Raw genomic sequence first — 23,821 nt, 5'->3', positions numbered from 1 at the left:
CTTTGGTTGCCGCCGCAGATTCTGCGGCGGATTTTTTATGCGTGGACTAATTGTGCGGGGAGGCCGTCCAACGTTAAGACTGATGCCCTGTGCCTGTGTCTTCCTTGAAGTCTTCTTCGATTTCCGTATGCCAAGCCAACAAGCGAGCGGGGTCCTGCAATGCTTCGGCGAGCACCTGATGAACCTCATGGTTTGGCTCTGCATCCGACAGTTCATCGATCCAATCGACGACCACCTGGTAAAGCTCGATCAGTGTGAGTGGTTGTTGTTTTTTTGATTGCCGCCTTTCAAGGATGCGTTGAACCTTGCGGTATTCGGCACGCAACTCTTTGCTCCAGCGCGTATCCAACTTCAAGACTTTGTTCAGATTGGCGACGCGACCCACGTCAGCGGGGTCGGTGCTTGCCAGTCTGACCCCCAGTATCGGCTCGTTCAGTTGAAGAACCAGCTTGCCTCCTGGATGTCGCTTGTAAGGATGAAACCACTCTTCAAAGGAACCATTTGTATGAACCTTTTCCGAGCCCTTATTGGGTGCTTCATTGCATTCGTCACACATCGGAACAAGGTTGTCTGCGCACACGGAAAGCATCGGGTAGGACGCCTTTGCGACCCAATGATCAATGTGGGCTTTGCGTAACTCTGCGCCGCACATCACGCACGCCGCTCTCGCGTCCTCATCCTTGTCGACCTTGTGCAGCAGCAGGAAGTCCGTTTTGAATCGTTCGTAGTTGACGTGCTGTGATGGATCGCTGGTGGCAACTCCATCTGCACCATAGGGCAGACCGTGCCTCAATCCCGGCGAGTAAAACGACTCCATGAGTATTTGCAGTGCGTGTCTATCCGCTTTGTTTTTTAGGGGGATTTCCAGCGGTAGTGGAGGTACCCCAGGGTTCAGCGAAAAGTGACTGCCAATGTCGGTAGTGGTCGTGACCCATCGTGTTAACAACTGTTTTTCGGCTTTATCCAATCCTGCAATTGTTTCTGCACGCACCTTCAAGGTTACTTTGCCAACTTCACGCTGCAGAAACTGCCAAAGCCATTCCGCTTCAACAGGTGTGCTGAGTAGGCCAACCAGACTTTTTTTACTCACGTGCACCTTTTTAACGGTCGGCTGACAAAGCCACAATGCAAACGTGCGCATCAGTTTTTGACCCGCTGCCAGCGCGGGTGACCATTTGCTGTAGCGAATAGGTTTAAGCATCTGGAGCGTTGCTCTGTATGTGCTTCTTGAGCAGTTCCAACACCCCTTCTTTCATAGGGCCGCCCAACGTCGGCAGTAGCTGATTGAGTGCTCTGACATCGTCCGACTGCTTCCAACGATATAATACCGTGCGCAGTTCCGAACGATAGAAACCAGTGCCCAGGCTGTTGATCACCGATTCGAGTTTCGAGATGTCCTCGCGTGTCGGCGCTGCAGTCTGGCTCACGTGTGTGAGGAAGGCCTCTATTCGTTGTTTCGCGCGTATACCAATACTGTCTTCAGCGTCGAATACCTTCATGACCAGCGCACCAGGGTCTGTGCCGAATGTACGGGTGTTCAACGGTCTTGCAGTCGCGTGCCCCTCTGTATCCTTACTGATATGGATAACTTCTTGATCAAACACGTCTGACAGCACGATCGAAGAGTGGCTAGCCACTAGCACGGCGCTGTTATCTTTTCCCATTGCGTGCTCAATGATGCTGACGATCTGGCGTTTCCAACTGTCGTTAAAGTGTGTTTCCGGTTCATCCAGCAGAAGCAACGAATCGGGTTCGCCTGCCAGCAAATAGAAGAGCGCCCAACGGCGCAAGACCATTTGCTCTCCGTCCGACATCTCGCTGTAGGCCATGATGCCTTTGTCATGCCACGCTTCATCGTCATCAGGTTTCACATTGCGTCGGATGCACATTTCAACGTCATCAATCAGACCCAACGCCATCCAACGAATTAATTCGTGGAAACGACTGAATGGACTTTCGCTACGTTCCCCTAGCATCAGGGTCAGGGCATCTCCCTGATACTTGACGTTGTCCGTACGCAATTGTTCGTCGAGACACTTCACTCGGGTGTCAGGAACCACACTGTCTACATCGAAGTACGCCATACGCAAGAGTCGGGTCGGATGAGGCAAGCTTATAACTTCACCTGCTATCAACAGTAAATCGTGAATCTTTCTCTGGAAGGTTGCGGGAGCGTTTTTTACTTTATCGAGGTCGATTCGTAGCCGCACACATACCAATTGCTGCCATCCTGCTTTCTGGAGCAATTGCGTCAGGCGTGGTTTGGACTGAGCGTTGCGACTGGCCAGCCCATCGTGAAGCGCAACTGCCAACAGTGCGGCATCAGGCCGGTTATCACTCAGCAGGAAAGGTCGACTGAGCAGATCACTGGCATCGTTATTAACGTGAGCGACAGGAGTCGACTGAAGGTAAGAGGCTCCAGCGAACCGCGCAGCACTTTCATCGCGGTCGGTCCATCCCGCAGGACGCTCCATGACCGCATCGTAGAGTTCTTCAGCCTGAATATCTGGGCGCTCGTCTGCGGAGAGTGGTGGCTGCCAGATTGCTTGCCAGGGCTTCCAGGAACCCGAGGTGTAGGCGAGTACTTTGGGGAGCAGGTCTTTCACGCTTTGAGGGTAGCTGCCTTTCGGCACCCGAGCAGTTAAACCTTGCAGGTCACCCATTCGCAATGCTGCGAGGTGCCGCTCAAAAGCATCCAGGTCCCAGTTTTTCTTGAAGGTTGGTTTATTCCGTTGCCAGATGGCAGCCTCGTTTTTTCGACCATCCCTGTTATCAAAAATGATCTCAAGAAACTGCTCACCCTTGCCCAATTCGTAGACGAGCGTGAAAGGAAAGCCAGGAAGCTCGCCATCTGCCATGCCCAAGAAAATTGACGAGATCGCTCGCAGTAAATGGCTCTTGCCGCTGCCATTGAGGCCAGCAACAAAATGAATGCCGCAATCAATCGATTCGCCTCCCAGTTCGTCCCAAGGGGCGTCAGCAGAAAAACAGATTCTCACGTTGGAGAGTGGCGGATATCGATCAATGCTCAGGTAACGTAGGCGCATTTATAAACCGATCTCCTCTTCTAATATGCTGGCGCGCAACATTTGAGCGTCAGTTAATTTCGTATCTTCATCTATTCGCGCACTGACCTCTTGCCGGAACGCGCGGAACGCTAACAAATAAGGTTTCGCATCCCCTTTGCCGCGAGGTGGCAGGCTCATTTTTTGAATGAGGCCCAACGAGGCGATCTGCTCCAGCGTGCGGCGAACTTGGTTATGGCTGACGAATTCGCGTAAGGGGGCCAGAGAGCGCGAAGTACAGAACATCTCGAAGCTTTCAGGGTCATCAACGATCAATGCCTGGTTATTTTTTCGAAGCGCGCGCCAGACCAGGCGCTGGAACCTGGATAAGCTGACGATGGCGCCCGCACGATTACCGCGCTTGAACGGCATTACGGCCAGGGGCGCAACAGCAATAATTTGCGTGCGATCATCAATCGTGTGGAGGGCGGCAGCAGAGTTTGAGTTGCCCGCAGGACGCCAGCGTTTTGACCATTGGCCATCGAAGGCATCACGCGCCAATGCGTGATAGATCGATCGAGCCGTCGCCACGGTATTCTTGACTTCTTGCACAGGGACTTGGGACAGGACATCGACAATGTGCTTTTGCTTGTACCTGTTGGGCAGTGTGAGTTTCAGGCGGGCGAGCATGCTTGTATCGTTGGCAGACCTGTGCGATGGCGTCGCCTGGCGCTGTACGTGGTTGTTGAACCAGGTAGATTGCAGAAGTTCGGCGAGATAATGCGACGATACTGTAGGTTCGGGTCTCAATACGGTGAGTGCCCGTGCCACAAACTGTGGCGTATCACTCTCGGGCACCACCACCGCGCCACCGTATCCTGTTTTGTCTGTGTATGCGCCCACTAACAAGTCACCTGCTTGAACCGGACGAATAGGTAAAGGAATGTCGCGATAACGAACCGATGTTGCAGCCAACTCGTTTGTCAAAAGGTCCTGCCCTGGGAAGTACACCACTTCATCATCTAATGACGGAGCGGGTGCCCCTGATAGATGCTCTGTCGGATTGATCTGGCAGATGTCGTCAATCTTGAACAGCGACCAACCGGGTTCAAATGAGCGCTGAGGTAGCATCAGGTGAGCAGCCAACTCGCCTTTAAGTTGCTGGACACGCTGCAACGCGTGGCGATAGGGGACGATACTGGCCTGTTCTAATGCGTCCACGATATACAGCTGTTCATCGAATGGCGGCAAAGTGATGCGTATGTTCTTGAAAAAGGAATGCGGCAAGATCGGTTGGCTGAGGGTGGATGTGTTCATGCGTGACGCTTGCTGCCTTATCCAAGGCTGTTGAAAAAAGTGCCAAAGGTAAGCTGCCGAAAGTTCTGGGCCAGGGCGCAAGACGGTCAGATTAGGCCCCTTTCCATACTCATGCTTCAAGTCGGATACCAACGCCGACTTCCAATGCTCTGCGGTCACACCAGCAAATAACACATCCCCATTCCGGAACGTCGACGCGCCTCTTGGCACTTCTCCGGATGCTCGATCTCTGCTTGAGGTAATGACGCCTGTGGCATCGTCAATATTCGAATAGTCGACATAATCTACTTTGACATCAGCACTCAATCGGGGGCGCGGGTTCAGTGTGCATACGTCCAGAAGGCTCACTCGGCGCCAATGGGCAGGCGCATTCATCGGTCCTCTCCTGCCAGTAGCGAACGCAGGCTTTCCAACCTGTTAAGTATGTCCTTTTCAATTCCCACCAATTCGTCAATCAGCTCCAGTGCGCTGGTTCCCTCACTGGCGAGCGGCGCCTCTGGCCATCGATAGTCATTGATATCCAGGCTCCAGCGTCGCGCCTCAATACAACCGGGCTCGAGTAAACCTGGTTTTAACTCTTGATTAACGTACAGATGCGATTCGTGAAAGGCCTCGTACTCCGGGCGAACTTGATGATCACTATCGTGGGAGCCCACTGTGCGGCCTTCCGCATCACGCCATTCAGGGTTATGGATCCATTCACGAACGGGTATCCGCCATTGCTTTGTCCGGGCGGCGGGGCGGCGCAAAAATCGCATCATCTGACGATAAGCAACGTCTGCATCCAGGTCACTGGTGTGCAGGCTCACATGTTCACTGGACTGATCGTCATCAAGGGCCGGCTGGTAATAATATTCACTTTCCAGCTCATGTCCCTGCAGTTGACGTCGGTAGTGCACAAGTGCGTCATAAAAATCATCATCGCCAGACGCGGAGGAATGCTCTGCTCCAATCTCGTAGAACCAAATGCTTGTCGTACGTGGCCGCGAGCCTGAGGATGTGTCATAGGTGGCTGCTGATGAGACTGTTTTTTTGAAAAGCAGCAATGCCATCGGGTTCGATTGTTGAGGCATCCACTCGGGGAGCAGAATCACACCCTCAACGATCTGCTGGGTCATCAGCTCCTGGCGCAACCTGCGTTGTTCCTTGGCAGTCCCGTACAATACGCTTTGGGGAATAACCAATGCAGCCCGCCCACCGACGACGAGTAAGTCGAGGGAGCGCCAGATGAAAAGTAACTCCATCCGTTGTATGAGTTTTTCTTTCTCGTTGAGTGTGTGAGAAGGCAGGAAATTAGCTTTGTCATCTTGTACGCGGTCACCGATAGTGCCAAATGGCAAGTCACTCATGACAAAATCATAGTGTCCCCGGTGCAGGAGCCTGCTGAGTTTCATCGTTGATTCTTTAGCACCGGCGATACTATTGCCCACGTGCAGCGGTACCGGATCCAAATCGTGCAAGAGTAAATTTACCCAGCCAATGCGCGCCACCGACTTATCGACGTCAACACCGGCAGGCGTCTTGGGTACCTGGCCTCCCATGCCACTCACGTAATGCTCTGCGTCGAGCAATAATCGTGCGGTCCCTACGGCCGGGTCTATCCAGCGCTTGCCTACGGTCGGATCGAGTAGCGCCACGACAAAACGTGACAGCGCGCGTGGCGTGGTATTCAGCGAATTCCCACCGACAGCGGCGATGCTCAGCAACTCGTCGAATGCATCTCCAGCGGAGGGACGGCTGGACACCTCTGACTCGCCAAAAAAAAATAACTCGTCGACGGCTTCCAACAACCGGATCAATGCCTCGGGCTTGGTGGTCTCAAGCTGAAAATAGGCATCATTGAACAGGCCATTGGGATCCACGCGAATGACGGACTGAGAAGTGTCGGTTTCCGCTCTGCGTAAGGCGGGAAACCCGTCTTTAACTAGAAATGCCGCCGGATCGCGCTTTTCAAGCAGTGAAGACCACAGTGCTTCATGACCAAGGTGCTCCAAGTACTTGATTGTGATCAGGCAAGCTATTTGCTCTACCGCAACGTGAGGCGATGAAGCAAGCCCAGATGCCGAGATGATCTCCCAAAGCACAGTCACTGGGTTACGGCGAATTGGGGTCGACATCGGAGTCCTTTTCGATAATTGATACAGGTCGGCGGTAAAGAATAGAGGCAAAAGGCCAGAATTGGCAGAGTTGCAAAATGCCCCAAACCGTGTAACCAGGCTGTTGCGCGTTGCCGTCAATCCTCCTTTCTACAGTGGCATGTCAGCGGACAAGGCGGTGATTCAGTCCGGGTTGATCGGCGGGATCGTCACCGTAGGCGGACTCACCCACGCGATTCAACGCGTATACAACGCACTCATCGACCTGAACCCCTTGAACTCGATTGGGTTGCCAAACGGATCGAGGAAAAACATCGTCCACTGCTCGCCGGGCTCACCGGCAAAGCGTACTTGCGGTTGCAACACAAAGTCGGTGCCGGCTTGGGTCAGGCGTTCGGCGGTGGCTTGCCAGTCTTCCAGGGCCATGGCCAGGCCGAAGTGCGGCATCGGCACCAGGTGCTTGCCGACATGCCCGGTGTTTTCGGTCTTGAACGGTGTGCCCAAGTGCAATGACAGCTGGTGCCCGAAGAAATCGTAATCGACCCACGTCTCGGTGCTGCGGCCTTCCTCGCAACCGAGTACGCCGCCGTAGAAGGCCCTGGCGCGGTCCAGGTCGGTGACATTGAAGGCAAAGTGGAAAACGGTCTGCATGGCTAAACCTCACGACAGGGCACGGTTGTACTTCAAGGAATAAGCCAGCACGTTTGATTATTGGACAGCAAAAGTCCAGCCGGACGATGCTTGAGGACTATTTCCTGGGAGTGCTTCATGACTGCACAACGCCAACTCAAGCTGGGCGCGTTCATGCGTCCGGCCAGTATCCACACCGGCGCCTGGCGCTATCCCGGCGCTTTTCGTGACGCCAATTTCAATTTCGCGCACCTCAAGCGCTTTGCGCAAACCCTTGAGCGCGGTCGGTTCGACGCCTTCTTCATGGCCGACCACCTGGCCTTGCTGAACATGCCCACCGAGGCGCTCAAGCGCAGCCATACCGCGACCTCGTTCGAGCCGTTCACCCTGTTGTCGGCCTTGAGCCAGGCGACCGAGCACATCGGGCTGGTCGCCACCGCATCCACCACCTATGACGAACCCTTCCACATTGCCCGGCGTTTTGCCTCCCTGGACCACCTGAGCAATGGCCGCGCCGGCTGGAATATCGTCACCACCGCCAACCCGGATGCCGCGCTGAATTTCGGTCTGGACGAGGCCTACTCGCACGATCAGCGTTACGCCCGTGCCCGCGAGTTCTACGACGTGGTCACCGGGCTGTGGGACAGTTGGGCCGACGATGCGTTTATTCGCGATGCCGACAGCGGCGTGTTTTTCGACCCCGACAAGCTGCACACCCTGGATCACAAGGGGCGCTACCTGAACGTGCGCGGCCCGCTGCACATTGCCCGCCCGGTACAGGGCTGGCCGGTGATCGTGCAAGCCGGCTCCTCCGAGCCCGGGCGGCAATTGGCGGCAGAAACCGCCGAAGTGATCTTCGTCGCGCCGGGCAACCTGGAGGAGGGCAAAGCCTTCTATGCCGATATCAAACGGCGCATGCGCCTGAACCAGCGCAACCCCGACCACCTGAAGATCCTGCCTGGCGCCTTTGTGGTGGTGGGCGACACGCTTGAAGACGCACGCCGCATTCGTGCGCACCTCGACAGCCTGGTGCATGAGCAGAGCGCAATTGCCTCGCTGTCGGTTGCGCTGGGTACGGACGCGTCCAAATTCGACCCGGACGGCTACCTGCCGGCAATTCCCGAAACCAACGGCAGCCAGAGTTCACGCGAACGTGTGCTGGCCCTGGCCGATCGCGAGCAACTGACCGTGCGCCAATTGGCCCAGCGCCTTGGCGGGTATGCCGGCCTGTCGTTCGTGGGCACCGCCCAGAGTATTGCTGACGAGATGCAGCAATGGCTGGAGGAGGAGGGCAGTGACGGCTTCAACGTGATGTTCCCGTGGCTGCCGGGCGGGCTCGATGATTTTGTCGACCACGTCGTGCCTGAGTTGCAGACGCGGGGGATTTTTCGGCGCGAGTATGAAGGGGCAACCTTGCGCGAGAACCTGGGATTGCCACGGCCGGGCAACCGGTTCTTCAGCTGAAGCGGGGTGTGGAGGAGGGGGTGACCCCCTCGTTCCGCCCGGGTATTACTCTTTGACGTCCATGAACTCTTGCGCCCAGGCCACGTAGTTTTCCGGCAACGTGTAGGTGTGCGTCAGTTCGGTGGCACTGAGGTTGGAGGTGCTGTGAGTCAACTGGCGCTGGGCGCGCAGGCTGTCGTAGGTGGCCTTGATCGCAGCAAAGTAGGCGCCGTGACCCGCCACGACCACGCGTACACCGAGGCTTGCCAGGCGTTGGCTGTCATTCAGCTTGGGATTGCCGTAAGTCACCAACATCAGCGGCACGGTGAGGTTTTCGGCGATTTTCTCCAGGTGTTCGAAGTCGCTGACACCGACCATGCAGATCCCGTCCGCACCGGCCTTTTGATAGGCCAGGGTCCGCTCGATTACGGCTTCGGTGGGCAAGACGCCGGCGTTGGTGCGGGCGATGATCGCCAACTCCGGATCGACGCGTGCTTCCAGGGCTGCCCTGACTTTGCCGATGCCTTCCTCGATGGAGATCAGGTCGGTGGATTTGCGCCCGAATTGCGCGGGCAGCAACGTGTCTTCGATGGTGAGCGCGGCGACACCGGCACGTTCGAGTTCTTCGACGGTACGCATGACGTTCAGGGCATTGCCGTAGCCGTGGTCGGCGTCAGCAATAAACGGCAGCTGGGCGACGCGGCCGATGCGGGTGGCCTGTTCGACGAACTCACTCAGCGTGATCAAGGCAAAATCGGGCGCGGCAAGTACCTGCAACGAGGCGACGGAGCCACCCAGGATACCTACCTCAAAACCCAGGTCGGCGGCGATGCGCGCCGACATCGGGTCGAATACAGAAGCGGTTTCAACGCACGTAGGCGTTGCAAGCAATTCACGGAAATTACGACGCAGGGCTGAGTGTGACTTTCTTGGCATGATCTTTCCTGGTTGGGGCCATTGTCGACAAACGATCAATGCCTATTGGTAGGGATGTGAGATTACCATGTAGGAAAACGTAGGATTATGACGTTTGAGAATGGGCTATGCCTCTAGCACATAGGTTAGCCTGTGTTTTTTCCTGCCAGCAACTGCGCCGTTGCCGTCGACTTCAGGTTTTTGCGCTGCCAGAATGCTGCCTTCTCCTTCAGGCCGACTTTGCCTACATGCCTAGCCCGGACATTATCAACGCCGAAGCCGTCGCCCTGCATGCAGGGGTTTCACGCTCTGCCGTCTCCCGTACGTTCACGCCGGGCGCCAGCGTGTCGCCACGCATGCGCGAACGGGTGATGAAGTCCGCCGAGGCGCTGGGTTACCAGGTCAACCTGATTGCCAGGACCATGAACAAGGGCAGCAGCAATTTTGTCGGCATCATCACCGCCGGGTTCGAAAACCCTTTCCTCGCGAGCCTGCTGGGGCCCTTGACTCACCATCTGAGCCTGCAAGGCTTGATGCCGCTGCTGATGAACGCCAATGACCCGGAACAACTCGAACGCTCGATGCAGGAATTGCTGAGCTATCAAGTGGCCGGGGTGATCCTCACCTCGGCGGCAGCGTCGAGCGAGCAGGTGGAGCGCTACCTGAATCGTCAAGTGCCGTTGACCATGATCAATTGCGATGCACACCTGCAGGGCGCCAACCTGGTGGTCAGCGACCATGTCGAAGGGGGCCGGTTGGCGGCGCGTGAATTGCTGCGCAGCGGCGCGACGCGCCTGGCCTTCGTCGGCCAGAGCGAGGGCAATTACAGTTCACGACAACGCTTGCAGGGATTTCGCCAGGTCGTCGCCGAGGCTGGCCTGGCGCCCTTGGCCGAACATTACGAGGGCGTCGGGGGTTACGCCGCAGGCGTGGACGCCGCGCTGGCCCTGTTTGCACAGCCCACGCGCCCCGACGGGATTTTTTGCGCCACCGATCTGCTGGCCCTGGGGGTGATGGACGCCCTGCGATTCAAGCTGGGCCTGCAGGTTGCCCGGGATGTGGCGGTGGTCGGTTTTGACGATATTCCCCAGGCGGGCCACGATGCCTACGCCCTGACCACCGTCCGCCAGGACCCCGAGGCGTTGGCCCGGCAGGCAGTGGCCGCCACGCTCGACGCGGCCGTGGAGCAGCCTTTCGTGGTGCCGGTGCAGTTGATTCAACGGCGCAGCACGTTGGAATAAATAGTTTAAAAATGTGTTGAAACGAATATTTTTTTCGTGCCTTATACAGCGGTTCAGTGTGAGTGGCGGCAGGTCCGCCATTTTTTTGCACTCGTCTTGCACACGTGTGCAAAGCGCTGAAAATCACACATCCAACAAGGGGGTAGCCCATGCAAAGTAGCCAACAGCGCTGCACACCGCTGAGTCCTGAAGACCTGCAACAGCGTTATGCCTGTGCGCAGGAGCTGGCCATGCAAGCCGCGCGGCGCGCACTCGAGCCTTACCGGCAGCGCGACAGCCTGGTCGTCAGCCACAAGGGCGACCAACTCCAGGACTTGGTCAGCATCGTCGACCAGGACACCGAGGCCTACATCAAGCAGCGCTTGGCCGAGCGGTTTCCGCAGGATGGGTTCCTGGGGGAAGAGACAGGCGGCGCGACCCTGGATGCGCAGTGCATCTGGGTGGTCGATCCTATCGATGGCACCAGCTGTTTCGTCAACGGCCTGCACAGTTGGTGCGTGTCCATCGGCCTGTTGGTCGACGGCGAACCGTGGTTGGGCGCAGTGGCGGACGCGGTGCACGACGAGTTGTTCCATGCCTGCACAGGCCAAGGTGCCTGGCTCAATCAGCAGCGGCTGAGCGTGCACACGGCGCCCGACATTGCTCACGGCGTGATGGGCGTAGGCACCTCCCATCGGCGCGGCAAGCAACATTTCATTCCCTTTATCGCGCAGTTGCTGGAGGAGGGCGGTACCTTCATTCGCAATGGCTCGGGCGCGCTGATGGTGGCCTACGTCGCCGCAGGCCGGCTGATCGGTTACTACGAAACCCACATCAACAGCTGGGACTGCCTCGCCGGGCTGGTACTGGTGAAGGAGGCGGGCGGCGTGAGCAATGACTTTCTGCGCAACCACGGCCTGACCGAGGGCAATCCGTTGCTGGTGGCCAACCCGCAGGTCTACGCCCAAGTCGCCTCGATGCTTGGGAATGCCCTGGACGCCTGATCGCAGCAGCACCTTTTAAAGCACGTACAGCACAATAAAAACAGGAACTGTCGGCTATGAAATCTCTATTGAGCTTGCTCAAGGCTGCACCAGCGCGCGCGCTGGAGCCCGAAATCGACCCCAAACTCTTCAGGCGCATCCGCCTGCAAACCTTGCTGTCGATGTCACTCAGTTATGCATTGTTTTATGTCTGCAGGTTGTCGTTCAACGTGGTCAAGCCCGCGCTGGTGTCCCAGGACATCCTCAGCCCCAGCGAATTGGGGATGATCGGCTCGGCGCTGTTCTTCACCTATGCCATCGGTAAATTGGTCAACGGCTTTCTCGCCGACCATGCCAATGTGCGCCGCTTCATGATGCTTGGCCTGGCCCTGAGTGCGCTGGTGAACGCTTGCATGGGCTTGACTACCAACGCGGTGATCCTGACCCTGGCCTGGGGCATCAATGGCTGGGCGCAGTCGATGGGTGTCGGGCCATGCGTGGTGTCCCTGGCGCGCTGGTACGGCGACCGCGAGCGCGGTACCTATTACGGCTTCTGGTCGATTGCGCACAACCTCGGCGAAGCACTGACGTATGTCGCCGTCGCGGCGGTCGTGGTCACGTGGGGCTGGCAGTATGGCTACTGGCTGGCAACCGCCATGGGCTTGCTCGGCATCGTGCTGGTGTTTGCGTTCATGGCCGACTCGCCGGAAAGCGAAGGCTTTGCACCGGTCAATTCCAAGCCCGCACTGGAAATCAAAGGCACCGTCACCAGCGTTGCGGCGATTCAATGGTTATTGCTCAAGAGCCCGGCGCTCTGGCTGCTGGCACTCGCTTCGTGCCTGATGTATGTCGGTCGCTATGCGGTCAACTCCTGGGGCGTGTTCTTCCTGGAAAACGCCAAGCACTACGACACCCTGACCGCGTCCACGCTGATTTCCGTGGCGAGCATCTGCGGGATTGCCGGTACGGGCTTGAGCGGGCTGATCTCCGATCGCTTTTTCGCCGGCCGCCGCCATGGCCTGGCGGTGGTCTTCGGCATCATGAACGCAGGGGGCCTGGCGTTGTTTCTGTATGGCCCCGCCGGGCATTACTGGATGGACGTGCTGTCGATGGTGATATTCGGCAGTTCGCTGGGGGCATTGCTGTGCTTCCTCGGCGGCCTGATGGCCGTTGATATCGCCGGCAAGGCGGCGGCTGGCGCGGCATTGGGCATGATCGGGATTGTCAGCTACATCGGCGCGGCAGCCGGCGAAATGCTCACCGGCGTCATCATCCAGCGTGGCACCACGCTGTCGGCCACCGGCCTCAAACTCTACGACTTCAACACCCTCTCGCAACTGTGGGTCGGCGCGGCCATCGGCTCGGTGCTGCTGACCTGCCTGTTGTCCTGGGTGGCACGGCGTCCACGACGCCCCTCGTCACTGGCGGCGCTGCCTGCCAACAACTGACCTTTTCTGTGTAAACCGCCCCGGCGACGGTGGTCGGGGACGGGATCGCTGCGCTCAAAAAACAATGGGAAGCATAATAATGAGCCTCAATTTTCAGCGTGTGAAAAGCAACGTCGTGATCATTGCACTGGGCTTCTCGGGCCTGGTGCAGGCCGATGGGTTTATCGAGGATGCGAAGGCCAACCTGGTGCTGCGCAACTTCTACATGAGCCGTGACTTTGTCGATAACGGCGCCTCCAAAGCCCTGCCGGGGTCGACCGGGCATGGCCAGGCTGCGGAGTGGACACAAAGTTTTATCCTCGATGCGAAGTCGGGTTTTACCTCGGGCACCGTCGGCTTTGGCCTGGATGCGCTGGGCATGTTGGCGATTAAGCTCGACGGTGGCCGGGGCACTTACGGCACGCAGTTGTTGCCGACTCACGACGGCAACCGGCCGGCTGATGACTTTGGCCGCTTGGCTGTCGCCGGCAAGGCGCGGTTTTCCAAGACCGAGCTGAAAATCGGCGAGTGGATGCCGGTCCTGCCGATACTGCGTGCCGACGATGGCCGTTCGCTGCCGCAGACCCTCGAAGGCGCGCAAATCACCTCGTGGGAAATCCCCAACGTGAACCTGTACGGCGGCCAATTTCGCGGCAACAGCCAGCGTAACGACGCCAGCATGCAGAAGCTGTCGCAGAACAGCGTCGGCACGGTGTTGCACGGCAGGAACAGCATCGAATCGGATGCGTTCGATTTCATCGGCGGCGACTATACGTTCAACCACGAACACACAGTGGTTGCGGCCTGGTACGGCCAACTCGAAGACGTCTACCAGCAGCAATACTTCCAGCTGCTGCACACCCAGGCGATCACCGAGAGCATCAGCCTGGGTGCCAATATCGGCTATTTCATCGGCACGCAAGACGGCGCCGCGCTGGCCGGCAGCGAGGACAACCGCACGCTGTCGGGCCTGTTTTCCCTGAAGACCGGCGGCCACACGTTCTACGTCGGCCTGCAACGTCTCACCGGTGAAACCGGCCTGCAGCGGGTCGCCGGCACCAGTGGGGCGACCCTGGCGAACGACAGCTATGGCTCCAGTTACGACCTGGCCAACGAGCGTTCCTGGCAGGTGCGGCATGACTACAACTTTGCGGCCGTCGGAGTGCCGGGGCTGACACTGATGAACAGGTTCATCAAGGGCAGCAATGTGCACGCCGGCGCCGTGAGTGATGGTCGCGAACGCGGGCGCGAAACCGAAGTGGGCTATACGCTGCAGAGCGGACCGTTGCGCTCATTGAACCTGCGCTGGCGCAATGCGACGCAGCGTCGAAGCTTTGGTAACACCAACAGCTTCAACGAGAACCGCCTGATCGTTCAGTACCCGATCTCGATCCTGTAAGCGCGTCAGTGCACAGCGGGCTGTGCACTGGCTCAACTCTCAAACACCGGTTGTTCGACCTCTCGATGGTGCGTGGCACCGATAAACAGGTACATCGCCGGCACCATGAACAGCGTCAACAGCGTGCCGATCGACAGCCCGGCAAAGATCACCAGCCCCATGTCATGTCGACCCGCAGCCCCGGCGCCGGAGGCCCAGACCAGCGGCACCACGCCCAACACCATGGCCGCCGTGGTCATCAGGATCGGCCGCAGGCGCACGGCGGCCGCTTCTTCAATGGCCTCACGTTTGCTGTGGCCTGCGCGCTGCAGTTCGTTGGCGAACTGCACAATCAGAATCCCGTGCTTGGTGATCAGCCCCAATAGCGTCACCAGGCCCACCTGGGTGTACACATTGATCGAGGCGTAACCCATGGTAATAAACGCCAGTGCACCAAACAGTGCCGGTGGCACCGAGAACAGGATCACCACCGGGTCGCGAAAGCTTTCAAACTGGAAGGCCAGCGCCAGGTAGACGATCAGGATCGAGAACATCAGCAGCCCGACGAAGCCACCGGATTCCTGCATGAACTGCCGCGACTCGCCGGAAAAGTCGGAGGTATAGCCCGACGGCGCCACGTTGTTGAGGATCGTATTGAGTTTGGCCAGCAGTTCGCCCTGAGCCACGCCACTCACGCCGGAAAGCGTGGCCGAATTGAGTTGCTGGAAGTGGTTGATCGACTCCGGCTGTGTCGACGTCTCGATGTGCGCCACGGTGCGCGCGGGGATCATGGCGCCGGCGGGCGTACGAATGTAGTAATCGAGAATCTGCTCCGGGTTGAGGCGGTTGACCTGCAGCACCTGGGGAATGACTTTGTACGAGCGCCCGGCAGTGGAGAAGTAGTTGACGTAGTTGCCGCCCAGGGCCGCCGACAACGCCGCGCCGACATCGGCCTGGGTCATGCCCAATGCAGCGATTTTTTCCCGGTCGACCACCAGTCGCGCCTGGGGCTTGTCGAGTTTCAGGTCCATGTCGGAGAACCAGAACAGCTGCTGCTTCTGCGCCTCGGCCATCACCGCTTGCGCGACCTCATTGAGGTTTTCCACCGAATCAGTGGTGGTAATCACGAACTGTACCGGCAACCCTTGGGCCCCCGGCAGCGACGGCAACGGAAAGGCGGCGATGGTTGCGCCGGGCACCTGGTTCCACTTTTGCTGCAGGTCAAGAATCAGCTGGGCCTGGGAGCGGGTCCGATCATCCCAGGTCTTGAGCAGCACGCCGCCCAGGCCTTGATTGAGCGCCGGCAGGCCGGTGAGCTGGAACATTTGCGCGTACTCGGACTCCTTGCTGGCGATCTGGAACGCCTGGTCGGCAATCCGCTCCATCTGCTGCGGCGAGGCGGTCGGCGGGCCTTTGATCTGCATGAACACCAGGCCCTGGTCTTCGGTCGGCGACAACTCGCTCTTGGCGGTCATGCCACTGGCGGCGACCAGCAGGAACAGCACAAAGCCAAACGTCACCAGCACCGGCCAGATGTCCAGCCCGCCGGACAGCACGCGGTGATAACGCCCGCGCAGCCAGTCAAAATACTGATCGAGGCGGCGCGCGAAGCGACCTTCCTCCTGGCCGGTCTTGAACAGCTTGGAGGTCATCATCGGCGACAGCGTCAACGCCACCACGGCCGACACCGTGACCGCGCCCGCCAGCGAAAAACAGAACTCCTTGAACAGCGCGCCCGTCAGGCCGCTGCGCAAGCCGATGGGCACGTACGCCGCAATCAGCACCACCGTCATCGCAATGATCGGTCCGCCCAGTTCGCGCGCCGCCACCAACGCGGCCTCCAGCACACCTTTGCCTTCTTCCTTGATATGCCGGTCGACGTTTTCCACCACGATGATTGCGTCGTCGACCACCAGACCGATCGCCAACACCAGCGCGAGCAGGGTCAGCAGGTTGATCGAGTAACCAAGCAGGTACATGACGAAGAAGGTGCCGACCAGCGACAGCGGGATCGCCACCAGGGGCACAATCACCGCCCGGAAAGAGCCGAGGAACAGGTAGATGACCACCGAGACAATGATCATCGCCTCGACCAGGGTCTTCACCACCTCGTAGATCGAGGTGTTGATGAACGCGGTGGAGTCATACACGATGTCGCCGCGCACGCCGGTGGGCAGTTGCGATTGCAGCTCGGGGAACGCCTGGCGCACGCTGTCGGCGACCGTGAGGATGTTCGCGGTGGGGGCCACCTTGATGCCGATGAACACCGAGCGCTTGCCGGAAAATGCCACGCTGCTGTCATAGCTCTCGGCGCCGAGGGTGACCGTCGCCACGTCCGCCAGGTACACCAGTGCATCGCCTTTCTGCTTGATCACCAGCTGTTTGAACTCATCTACCGTGTGCAGATCGGTGCCGGCGGTGAGGTCCACGGTCACGGTCTGCCCGCGCGTGGAGCCGACGGCCGACAGGTAGTTGTTGTTGGCCAGCGCCGTCGACACGTCCTGCGCGGTGACGTTATGCGCCGCCAGTTTGTCCGGGTCGAGCCAGGCGCGCAGGGCGAACTGGCGTCCGCCGAGAATTTCGGCGGTCTGCACGCCCTGGATCGAATCCAGCTTGGGCTTGACCACGCGCACCAGGTAGTCAGTGATGTTGTTGGTCGGCAGGGTGTCACTGTAGAAACCCAGGTACATCGCATCGGTGGTCTGCCCGACGGCAATGGTCAGCACCGGCTCCTGGGCCTGGGCCGGCAACTGGTTCTTGACCGAGTTGACCTGGGTGTTGATCTCGGTCAGCGCCTTGCTCGCGTCGTAGTTCAGCCGCAGCGTGGCGGTGATGGTCGAGATCCCGGTGATGCTTGAAGAGGCCAGGTAGTCGATGCCCTGGGCCTGGGCAATCGCCGACTCCAGCGGCTGGGTAATAAAGCCTGCGACCGTGGACGCGTCCGCCCCGTAGTAGGAGGTGGTAATGGTCACCACGGTATTTTCGGTGCGCGGCCATTGGTTGACCGGCAATTCGAAGATCGAGCGCAGCCCCAGGATCAGGATGAACAGTGACACGACCACGGCCCACACCGGTCGCTGGATAAAGGTATCGGTAAGCTTCATGGGACACCTTTAATGTTCTTGGGGAGTCGGGGCCGGGTCATTGAGCGGTGCCGCGCTGTTATCGACCTTCACCGGCGAGCCATTCTTGAGTTTCATCTGGCCGCTGGTGATCAAAAGGTCGCCTTCCTTCACGCCGGACAGGATCGCTACCTGGTCGCCACGGGTCGGACCGGTCTGGATAAAGGTCTGTTGCGCCGTCAGCACGTCCTCGCCCTTGTCGTTCTTGGCCGACGTCGCGATGAATACGGTGGTGCCGTAAGGGTTGTAGGTGACTGCGGTCTGCGGCACGGTGAGGTAGCGCTGCGGCGTCCCGGAGGTCACGACGGCGCGGGCAAACATGCCGGGCACCAGGCTTTGCCTGGGGTTCTCGACGGTCGCTTCGACGGTGACGTTGCGCGTGGTCGAGTCGAACTGGGTATCGATGGTGCTGACGCGCCCGGTGAAGGTCTGGTTGGACAGGCCGTCGGCGGTCACTGCGACGGGTTGGCCGATGGCGATGGCTTCGAGCTGGGTTTGCGGCACGGTGAAGTCGATGTAGATCGGGTCGAACGTCTGCAGCGTGGCGATTTTGTCGCCGGGGTTGAGGTATTGCCCCGGGTTGACGCTGGTAATGCCGATCCGCCCGGCAAACGGCGCGCGAATGGTTTTTTTCGCCACCAGCGCGCGCTGTTGCTCGGCTGCCGCTTGCTTGGCCTTCAGGTCGGCGGTGTCGGTGTCGACCTGGGCCTGGGACACAGCGTTGACCGCCAGTTGGGCTTTGTCGCGCTTGAGCACGATCACCGCCAGGTCGGCCGTGGCCTCAAGCGAATGCAGTTGCGCGATGTCGGAATCGGCATTCAGTTGCACCAACAGGGCCTGGGCCGGCACCTCTTGGCCAGGTTTGAATCCGAGGGTGCGCACGATACCGCCGACCTCGGTGGTCACATCCACGCCGCGAACCGCCTTCATCGACCCCACGGCCGAGACGCTCGGTTGCCACTCGCTGAACGGCACGTGCATGGCCGTCACTACGGCGGCGGGCAACGGCGCCTTGGACTGGGCGATCAGTGCCGAAATCTGCACGAATTTCACCCCGGCAATGATCGCCACGATCACCAGCACCACCGCGACCATGATCAGCATCGGCCGCCATAACCGGCGCTTGCGTGGGCTGCCCGGTGCGCCGGGCTCGGGAGGCAGGGGAGAGGCAGTCTGGACGTCAGCCATGGAGAATCTCACTGTTTCAATGATTCAGTTCAGTCGAACCGCGCCGAGTCGCGGGGCGCAGGCTTTTTCGTGGCCGGCATGATTTCCTGCCACGACGGCAGGCCGAAGCGATCCGGACGGCCCTTTGTCGCGGGGTCCACATCCGTGCGGTTCCACCAGCCGCCACCCAGTGCCTGGAACAGCGCCGTGGTGTCGCTGTAGCGCGCAGCCTGTGCCCTGACACGTGCCAACGCAGTGTTCTGGTAGGTTTGCTGGGCGTTGAGCAGGTTGATGTACGCCACGGCACCGAGACGGAACTGGGCTTGCACCAGATCCAGGCTGGCTTGCGCGGAGCGTTCCGCCACGACCTGCTGGTTGAGTGCGTCAGCGTCGGCTTCCAGCGCCCGGAGCGCGTTGGCCACGTCCTGGAACGCGGTCAGCACGGTGCCGCGATAGCGCGCCGCCGATTCGTCATAGGCCGCCACGGCCGCGCGTTTGCGGTGTTCGAGCGCGCCGGCATCAAACAGTGGCTGAGTGATCGAGCCGGCCAGGCTCCACACGCCGGAGCCGGACGAAAACAGCTTGGTGCCGCCCGCCACCGTGGAGCCCAATGACCCGGTGATGCTGAACTGCGGCAGTTGGTTGGCCACGGCCACACCAATGTCAGCGCTGGCCTGGTGCAATTGCGCCTGTGCAGAGCGCACATCCGGCCGCTGCGCGACCATGTCGGAAGGCAGGCTGACCGGCAGTGCCTGCGGCAGTTGCAGGGAGGCCAGGTTGAAACGCTCACCCTGATCCTGATTGGGGAAGCGACCGAGGTAGGCCATCAGCTGGTTGCGCGTCTGCGCCAATTGCTTTTGCAACGGCGGCAAGGTCGCGCGGGACTGTGCCAGCGCGGTCTGTTGCGTGAGCACGTCGGCATCACTGATGGCGCCCAGGCGCCGCTGGGCTTGCAGCAAGTCGAGCTGGCCGCCCTGCAGGCGGATGATTTCCTCGGTGACGGCGATCTGGTCTCGCACCGACGCCAGGCTGATCGCGGTATTGACCACATTGGCGGTCAAGGTCAGGTACGTCGCCTCCAGCTGGAAGCGCTGGTACTCGGCCTGCGCCGAGGTGGCTTCGATTTGCCGGCGCGTACCGCCAAACACATCGGGCGCATAGGACACGCTCAACGAGGCCGAACTGACGGTGAGAATCGGCGACTCCGGCAACCCAGAAGTGACGCCGGAGACTTTCTCGCGGGCTTTTTGCACATTGCCATTGACTGAGGGAAACAGTGACGCCTGGTCGGCATACACCAACTCGTTGGCCTGGCGCAGCGCGGCTTGCGCGGCGCTCACGTCCGGGTTGGCGCGCAAGGCCTCTTCAACCAGGGCATTGAGGGCTGGCGAACGGAAGAGCGCCCACCATTGACCGGGAATATCCATCCCGGCGATCAACCGCTGCGCCGCGCCCCCGGTGTCGATATCGGCCTGGGCAGTGGTGCTGAGCTTTTCGCGAGAGTAGTCGGCATTCGCCGGCGCATCGGGGCGCACGAAATCCGGCCCGACCGTACAGCCGGCGAGGGCGAGGCATAGCAGGCTCAAGGGCGCCAGAAGGTGTGCCACGTGTTGCGGTCTGAATACACGCTGCCGCGGGTGCTCTTTCATAGTTACTCTATTAATCAGTTGGTTAACTGCTTTTTTTGTCGAGCAATGCGTGCAGGTGCAACGGACCGGCCGGGTATCAAGGGCGCGGCGTCACAGGATTCAGATGAGTGTAGGTGGTGCCGGGCGCTGCGCAATGTCAGTGCATGAGGTCGCACAGACAGGACAGGCGCATTAAATGCGCATTCGGCATTGTTAATGAATTAGGTTATGCATTGTGGGTATTTTACACGGCGAGGCGAGTCACTCACTGTATGCGCCCTTAGTCACTTGGGCTGGAATACGTGGACATGAGCAAAAGACAGCTGAAACTGGGCGCCCTGACCATGGGCTGCGGAGGGCCAGGGCGCCACAACCTGTGGCTTGACCCACACCTGCCGGCCGATGCCAGTGTCAACGTCGACTGGTATATCGACATTGCGCGCCAGGCAGAGGCAGCGCTGTTCGACTTGATGTTCATCGTCGACAGCCAGTTCATCACACCGGGGTCGCCCTCCCATTACCTCAATCGCCTGGAGCCATTGACCCTGTTATCGGCGTTGGCCGTGAGCACGCGGCATCTAGGCCTGGTCGGCACGCTGACGACTTCCTATAACTCGCCGTATAACGTCGCGCGGCGCCTGGCATCGTTGGACCTGATCAGCAAAGGCCGCGCCGGCTGGAACGTGGTCACCAGCGGCGACGCCGGCACGGCCGGCAATTACAGCCGCGACGAGCATTACGATTACGACACCCGCTACGGCCGCGCCGCTGAACACGTGCAGGTGGTGCAAGGGTTGTGGAACTCCTATGAAGACGATGCCTTCGTGCGCGACCGCTCTACGGGTCAGTTCCTCGACCCGAGCAAACTGCACAGCCTGAACCACAAGGGCGAGCATTTTTCCGTGGTTGGCCCCTTGAACATACAGCGTTCACTCCAGGGCCAGCCGGTGATCTTCCAGGCCGGTGATTCGGAACAAGGCCGCGCCCTCGGTGCCGCTACCGCCGACGTGATCTTCACCCACGCCGCCAGCATCGAGCAGGGCCAGGCGTTTTACCAGGATGTGAAGGGCAGGGCAGCGCGGTTGGGCCGTGACCCGCAGCACCTGCTGGTAATGCCCGGCGCAGAAGTGTATGTCGGCGACACCGACGCGCATGCGCGTGAAATCGAGCAGCATTACCATCACGTCGACCATAGTTTTGAACTCGCCCTGAAGGAGTTCGGGCGCAACTTCGGTTGGCATGATTTCAGCCAGTACGACCTGGATGCGCCGTTTCCGCAAGAAAGCCTGGAGGCTGCGCGCAGCAGCTTCTTTACCGCAGCCAAACGCATTGCCGACCAGGCGCGCGATACGGGTTTTACCTTGCGCCAGGCTGTTGAGTTTGGTCGACAACTGCGTCCGGGTGCCTTCGTGGGCACCGCCGACACCGTCGCGGGGAAAATGGCCGAGTGGTTCGAGGCGCGCGCCGTGGATGGTTTCAACCTCTATATCGGGCACCCAGAGCAATTCAAGCGGTTCACCCAGGAGGTCATTCCGTTGTTGCAGGAACGAGGCGTGTACCGCACGGCGTACGAAGGTACGACATTGCGTGAAAACCTGGGGCTGGACATTCCTCGGTTTGCACGCGGCCGCTAGCGATCCAAGCGCTGTTCAGGCGGGCGGGTGGCTGCCCGGCGCTGACGGCTTGTGTCGTCGGCAACGCTGCGAGCAGTAGCGCACCTCGTCCCAACAGCGCGCCCATTTCTTGCGCCAGGCGAAATCCAGTCCGCAGACCACGCATTTTTTCACCGGGAGTTCGCTCTTCTTCACAACGACTCTCCGGCATCGAGCCTGGCGAGCAGTGTCTGGCCGCGGTCCCAGAGCGCTTGTTGTTTGGGCTCAGTCATCCGGTCGAGGTTTTTGTAGACCATGCCCATGCGCGGATTGCTGCGCAGGAGGTTGCCGTGACGCATGAGGAAGTGCCAGTAAAGCGCATTGAACGGGCAGGCGTCGTCAGTGGTGCTTTCACTGACCTTGTACGCGCAGTTGCCGCAATAATCGGACATGCGTTTTATATATTGGCCACTCGCGCAATAAGGCTTGGAGCCCAGGTAGCCGCCGTCTGCGTGCATGACCATGCCCAGTGTATTGGGCAACTCGACCCAGTCGAACGCGTCCATATAAATCGCCAGGTACCAGTCGCAAATCTGATTCGGCGTGATGCCGGCCAGCAGCGCAAAGTTGCCGGTCACCATCAGCCGCTGGATATGGTGGGCATAGGCATGCTTCAGGCTTTGGCCGATCGCCTGGCGCATGCAGTTCATTTGGGTCTCGCCCGTCCAGTAGAACTCCGGAAGCGGCCTGCTGTTGCCAAACAGATTGCCGCTGGCGTAGTCCGGCATTTTCAGCCAGTAGACACCGCGGACATATTCGCGCCAACCGATGAGTTGGCGGATAAAACCTTCGGCGGCGTTGAGGGGAATCCTCTGCGCCCAATACGCCGACTCGACGTCCTGGCACAGCTGGCGCAGGTCCAGCAGGCCGATATTCAGCGCGGCGCTGATCCGGGCATGAAACAGGAAGGGTTCATCGCTGGCCATGGCATCCTGGTAGTCACCGAACGCCGCCAGCCCCCAGTCGAGGAAGTACTCCCACAGCGCCTGGGCGTCTGCGTGGGTCACCGGGTAGTCAAAGGTGTCAAGGTCGCCATAATGCTCGGTGAAGTTTTTCGCCACCAGCGCCAGCACCTCCTGGGTGATGGCATCTGCGGTAAAGCGCATCGGCAAGGGCGCTCTCACCTGCTTGGGCAGGGCCTTGCGGTTATCGGCATCAAAGTTCCAGGCGCCGCCCACCGGGCTGCCGTCACCATTGACCAGCAGGCCGCTCTTGCGCCGCATCTCACGGTAGAAAAACTCCATGCGCAGCTGCTTTTTGCCGGCGGCCCAGGACGAGAATCCGCCGCGGGTGCAGAGGAAGCGGCTATCGGTATGCCACTGGATGGCCAAGTCGCATGCCTTGAGGGACTGCTCCAGGCGCCAGTCACCGCACTCGGTCAGATGCAGCGAGTCGGGCTGCAGCAGCGACTGCCAGCGCTGCAACTCGCCCGGCACCGAGCCGCTGTTGTGCGGATCATCGAGGGTGACGTAATGCACGCGGATGCCCCGCTGTTGCAGCGCCTGGGCGAAATGGCGCATCGCGCTGAAGATCAGTGCGATTTTCTGCGGGTGATGGGCCACGTGGCTGGCTTCCTCCATCACCTCGACCAGCAACACCGTGTCGTGCTCGGCATCCAACGCCTTCAAGGAGGCCAGGTCAAAAGACAACTGGTCGCCCAGGACCAGGCACAGTCGGTGAGTCTTATCCATTGCAGAACATCGCCGACCACTGCGATTTGTTGTACATAGCCTATGTCCTTGTATAAGTCTTTAACAAGATAGGCTTAAAGGGATGGACTGACAATCCACCATAAACAGAAAACCCGACACAGCGGTCGGGTTCTCTATTGAAGCGTT

At 59.5% G+C, this 23,821-nt stretch carries 17 protein-coding genes; 6 read left to right on the top strand and 11 right to left on the bottom strand.

Going from position 1 to position 23,821, the window contains the following annotated elements; translation table 11 throughout:
- Nucleotides 1-73: 73 nt before the first annotated feature.
- The 5 genes from NTD80_RS12980 to NTD80_RS12960 form a co-directional block, all read right to left on the bottom strand.
- Nucleotides 74-1,201: a hypothetical protein gene (locus tag NTD80_RS12980; RefSeq protein WP_162946085.1), complete on the bottom strand. Its 1,128-nt coding sequence runs from the start codon at nt 1,199-1,201 to the stop codon at nt 74-76.
- The gene (locus NTD80_RS12975) at nt 1,194-3,047 is read right to left on the bottom strand and encodes an AAA family ATPase (RefSeq protein ID WP_262133922.1); all 1,854 of its coding nucleotides are present in this window, start codon (nt 3,045-3,047) and stop codon (nt 1,194-1,196) included. Before NTD80_RS12975 ends, NTD80_RS12980 begins: the two co-directional genes overlap by 8 nt.
- The gene (locus tag NTD80_RS12970; RefSeq protein ID WP_262133921.1) at nt 3,048-4,697 is read right to left on the bottom strand and encodes a hypothetical protein; all 1,650 of its coding nucleotides are present in this window, start codon (nt 4,695-4,697) and stop codon (nt 3,048-3,050) included.
- The gene (locus NTD80_RS12965) at nt 4,694-6,439 is read right to left on the bottom strand and encodes a class I SAM-dependent DNA methyltransferase (protein ID WP_262133920.1); all 1,746 of its coding nucleotides are present in this window, start codon (nt 6,437-6,439) and stop codon (nt 4,694-4,696) included. Before NTD80_RS12965 ends, NTD80_RS12970 begins: the two co-directional genes overlap by 4 nt.
- A gap of 216 nt (nt 6,440-6,655) precedes the next feature.
- On the bottom strand, nt 6,656-7,069 hold the full coding sequence (locus NTD80_RS12960) for a VOC family protein (RefSeq protein WP_065905231.1): 414 nt from the start codon (nt 7,067-7,069) through the stop codon (nt 6,656-6,658).
- Nucleotides 7,070-7,186: 117 nt separating this feature from the next.
- Here NTD80_RS12960 and NTD80_RS12955 point away from each other — a divergent pair, with 117 nt between their 5' ends.
- Nucleotides 7,187-8,512 (top strand): LLM class flavin-dependent oxidoreductase, encoded by a 1,326-nt coding sequence (locus NTD80_RS12955; protein ID WP_262133919.1) that lies wholly within the window; start codon nt 7,187-7,189, stop codon nt 8,510-8,512.
- Between the two features lie 45 nt (nt 8,513-8,557).
- Here NTD80_RS12955 and NTD80_RS12950 read toward each other — a convergent pair whose 3' ends face one another.
- Entirely contained in the window at nt 8,558-9,427 is an 870-nt protein-coding gene (locus NTD80_RS12950; protein ID WP_065905235.1) for an oxaloacetate decarboxylase, read from the bottom strand.
- Between the two features lie 227 nt (nt 9,428-9,654).
- On the opposite strand from NTD80_RS12950, the gene NTD80_RS12945 reads away from it, so the two are divergent.
- The 4 genes from NTD80_RS12945 (at nt 9,655) to NTD80_RS12930 (ending at nt 14,435) form a co-directional block, all read left to right on the top strand.
- A complete protein-coding gene (locus NTD80_RS12945) occupies nt 9,655-10,647 on the top strand; it encodes a LacI family DNA-binding transcriptional regulator (RefSeq protein ID WP_262133917.1) in 993 nt (330 codons plus the stop codon).
- A 149-nt stretch (nt 10,648-10,796) separates the two neighbouring features.
- The gene (locus NTD80_RS12940; RefSeq protein ID WP_262133916.1) at nt 10,797-11,630 is read left to right on the top strand and encodes an inositol monophosphatase family protein; all 834 of its coding nucleotides are present in this window, start codon (nt 10,797-10,799) and stop codon (nt 11,628-11,630) included.
- A gap of 56 nt (nt 11,631-11,686) precedes the next feature.
- Nucleotides 11,687-13,057 (top strand): MFS transporter, encoded by a 1,371-nt coding sequence (locus tag NTD80_RS12935; protein ID WP_262133915.1) that lies wholly within the window; start codon nt 11,687-11,689, stop codon nt 13,055-13,057.
- 79 nt (nt 13,058-13,136) lie between these two features.
- Nucleotides 13,137-14,435, top strand: coding sequence for an OprD family porin (locus NTD80_RS12930; protein ID WP_262133914.1), 1,299 nt, complete (start codon nt 13,137-13,139; stop codon nt 14,433-14,435).
- Between the two features lie 32 nt (nt 14,436-14,467).
- Here NTD80_RS12930 and NTD80_RS12925 read toward each other — a convergent pair whose 3' ends face one another.
- The 3 genes from NTD80_RS12925 to NTD80_RS12915 all read right to left on the bottom strand — a co-directional run bounded on the left by NTD80_RS12925 (nt 14,468) and on the right by NTD80_RS12915 (nt 20,310).
- Complete coding sequence (locus NTD80_RS12925) at nt 14,468-17,518, bottom strand: efflux RND transporter permease subunit (protein ID WP_262133913.1); 3,051 nt, start codon at nt 17,516-17,518, stop codon at nt 14,468-14,470.
- A 9-nt stretch (nt 17,519-17,527) separates the two neighbouring features.
- Complete coding sequence (locus NTD80_RS12920; RefSeq protein ID WP_177343949.1) at nt 17,528-18,640, bottom strand: efflux RND transporter periplasmic adaptor subunit; 1,113 nt, start codon at nt 18,638-18,640, stop codon at nt 17,528-17,530.
- Between the two features lie 113 nt (nt 18,641-18,753).
- Nucleotides 18,754-20,310, bottom strand: a complete 1,557-nt coding sequence (locus NTD80_RS12915; RefSeq protein WP_262133912.1) for an efflux transporter outer membrane subunit — start codon at nt 20,308-20,310, stop codon at nt 18,754-18,756.
- A 329-nt stretch (nt 20,311-20,639) separates the two neighbouring features.
- On the opposite strand from NTD80_RS12915, the gene NTD80_RS12910 reads away from it, so the two are divergent.
- Nucleotides 20,640-21,965: an LLM class flavin-dependent oxidoreductase gene (locus NTD80_RS12910; RefSeq protein ID WP_262133910.1), complete on the top strand. Its 1,326-nt coding sequence runs from the start codon at nt 20,640-20,642 to the stop codon at nt 21,963-21,965.
- 15 nt (nt 21,966-21,980) lie between these two features.
- Here the strand turns inward: NTD80_RS12910 and NTD80_RS12905 are convergent, their stop codons facing one another.
- Nucleotides 21,981-22,139, bottom strand: a complete 159-nt coding sequence (locus tag NTD80_RS12905) for a DUF2256 domain-containing protein (RefSeq protein WP_120448592.1) — start codon at nt 22,137-22,139, stop codon at nt 21,981-21,983.
- Nucleotides 22,136-23,674 (bottom strand): cryptochrome/photolyase family protein, encoded by a 1,539-nt coding sequence (locus NTD80_RS12900; RefSeq protein ID WP_262133908.1) that lies wholly within the window; start codon nt 23,672-23,674, stop codon nt 22,136-22,138. Before NTD80_RS12900 ends, NTD80_RS12905 begins: the two co-directional genes overlap by 4 nt.
- Between the last annotated feature and the right edge of the window lie 147 nt (nt 23,675-23,821).

It is taken from the genome of Pseudomonas sp. 13B_2.1_Bac1, from assembly GCF_025466155.1.
Classification (GTDB): Bacteria; Pseudomonadota; Gammaproteobacteria; order Pseudomonadales; family Pseudomonadaceae; genus Aquipseudomonas; species Aquipseudomonas aylmerensis.
The sequence above is the reverse complement of the archived record's forward strand: the minus strand, read 5'-3'. Positions and strand labels throughout refer to the sequence as shown.

Excerpts from the sequence above, each read along its gene's own strand:
- NTD80_RS12980 (WP_162946085.1), bottom strand. The coding sequence starts at position 1,201 with ATGCTTAAACCTATTCGCTACAGCAAATGGTCACCCGCGCTGGCAGCG.
- NTD80_RS12975 (WP_262133922.1), bottom strand. The coding sequence starts at position 3,047 with ATGCGCCTACGTTACCTGAGCATTGATCGATATCCGCCACTCTCCAAC.
- NTD80_RS12970 (WP_262133921.1), bottom strand. The coding sequence starts at position 4,697 with ATGAATGCGCCTGCCCATTGGCGCCGAGTGAGCCTTCTGGACGTATGC.
- NTD80_RS12965 (WP_262133920.1), bottom strand. The coding sequence starts at position 6,439 with ATGTCGACCCCAATTCGCCGTAACCCAGTGACTGTGCTTTGGGAGATC.
- NTD80_RS12960 (WP_065905231.1), bottom strand. The coding sequence starts at position 7,069 with ATGCAGACCGTTTTCCACTTTGCCTTCAATGTCACCGACCTGGACCGC.
- NTD80_RS12955 (WP_262133919.1), top strand. The coding sequence starts at position 7,187 with ATGACTGCACAACGCCAACTCAAGCTGGGCGCGTTCATGCGTCCGGCC.
- NTD80_RS12950 (WP_065905235.1), bottom strand. The coding sequence starts at position 9,427 with ATGCCAAGAAAGTCACACTCAGCCCTGCGTCGTAATTTCCGTGAATTG.
- NTD80_RS12945 (WP_262133917.1), top strand. The coding sequence starts at position 9,655 with ATGCCTAGCCCGGACATTATCAACGCCGAAGCCGTCGCCCTGCATGCA.
- NTD80_RS12940 (WP_262133916.1), top strand. The coding sequence starts at position 10,797 with ATGCAAAGTAGCCAACAGCGCTGCACACCGCTGAGTCCTGAAGACCTG.
- NTD80_RS12935 (WP_262133915.1), top strand. The coding sequence starts at position 11,687 with ATGAAATCTCTATTGAGCTTGCTCAAGGCTGCACCAGCGCGCGCGCTG.
- NTD80_RS12930 (WP_262133914.1), top strand. The coding sequence starts at position 13,137 with ATGAGCCTCAATTTTCAGCGTGTGAAAAGCAACGTCGTGATCATTGCA.
- NTD80_RS12925 (WP_262133913.1), bottom strand. The coding sequence starts at position 17,518 with ATGAAGCTTACCGATACCTTTATCCAGCGACCGGTGTGGGCCGTGGTC.
- NTD80_RS12920 (WP_177343949.1), bottom strand. The coding sequence starts at position 18,640 with ATGCTGATCATGGTCGCGGTGGTGCTGGTGATCGTGGCGATCATTGCC.
- NTD80_RS12910 (WP_262133910.1), top strand. The coding sequence starts at position 20,640 with ATGAGCAAAAGACAGCTGAAACTGGGCGCCCTGACCATGGGCTGCGGA.
- NTD80_RS12900 (WP_262133908.1), bottom strand. The coding sequence starts at position 23,674 with ATGGATAAGACTCACCGACTGTGCCTGGTCCTGGGCGACCAGTTGTCT.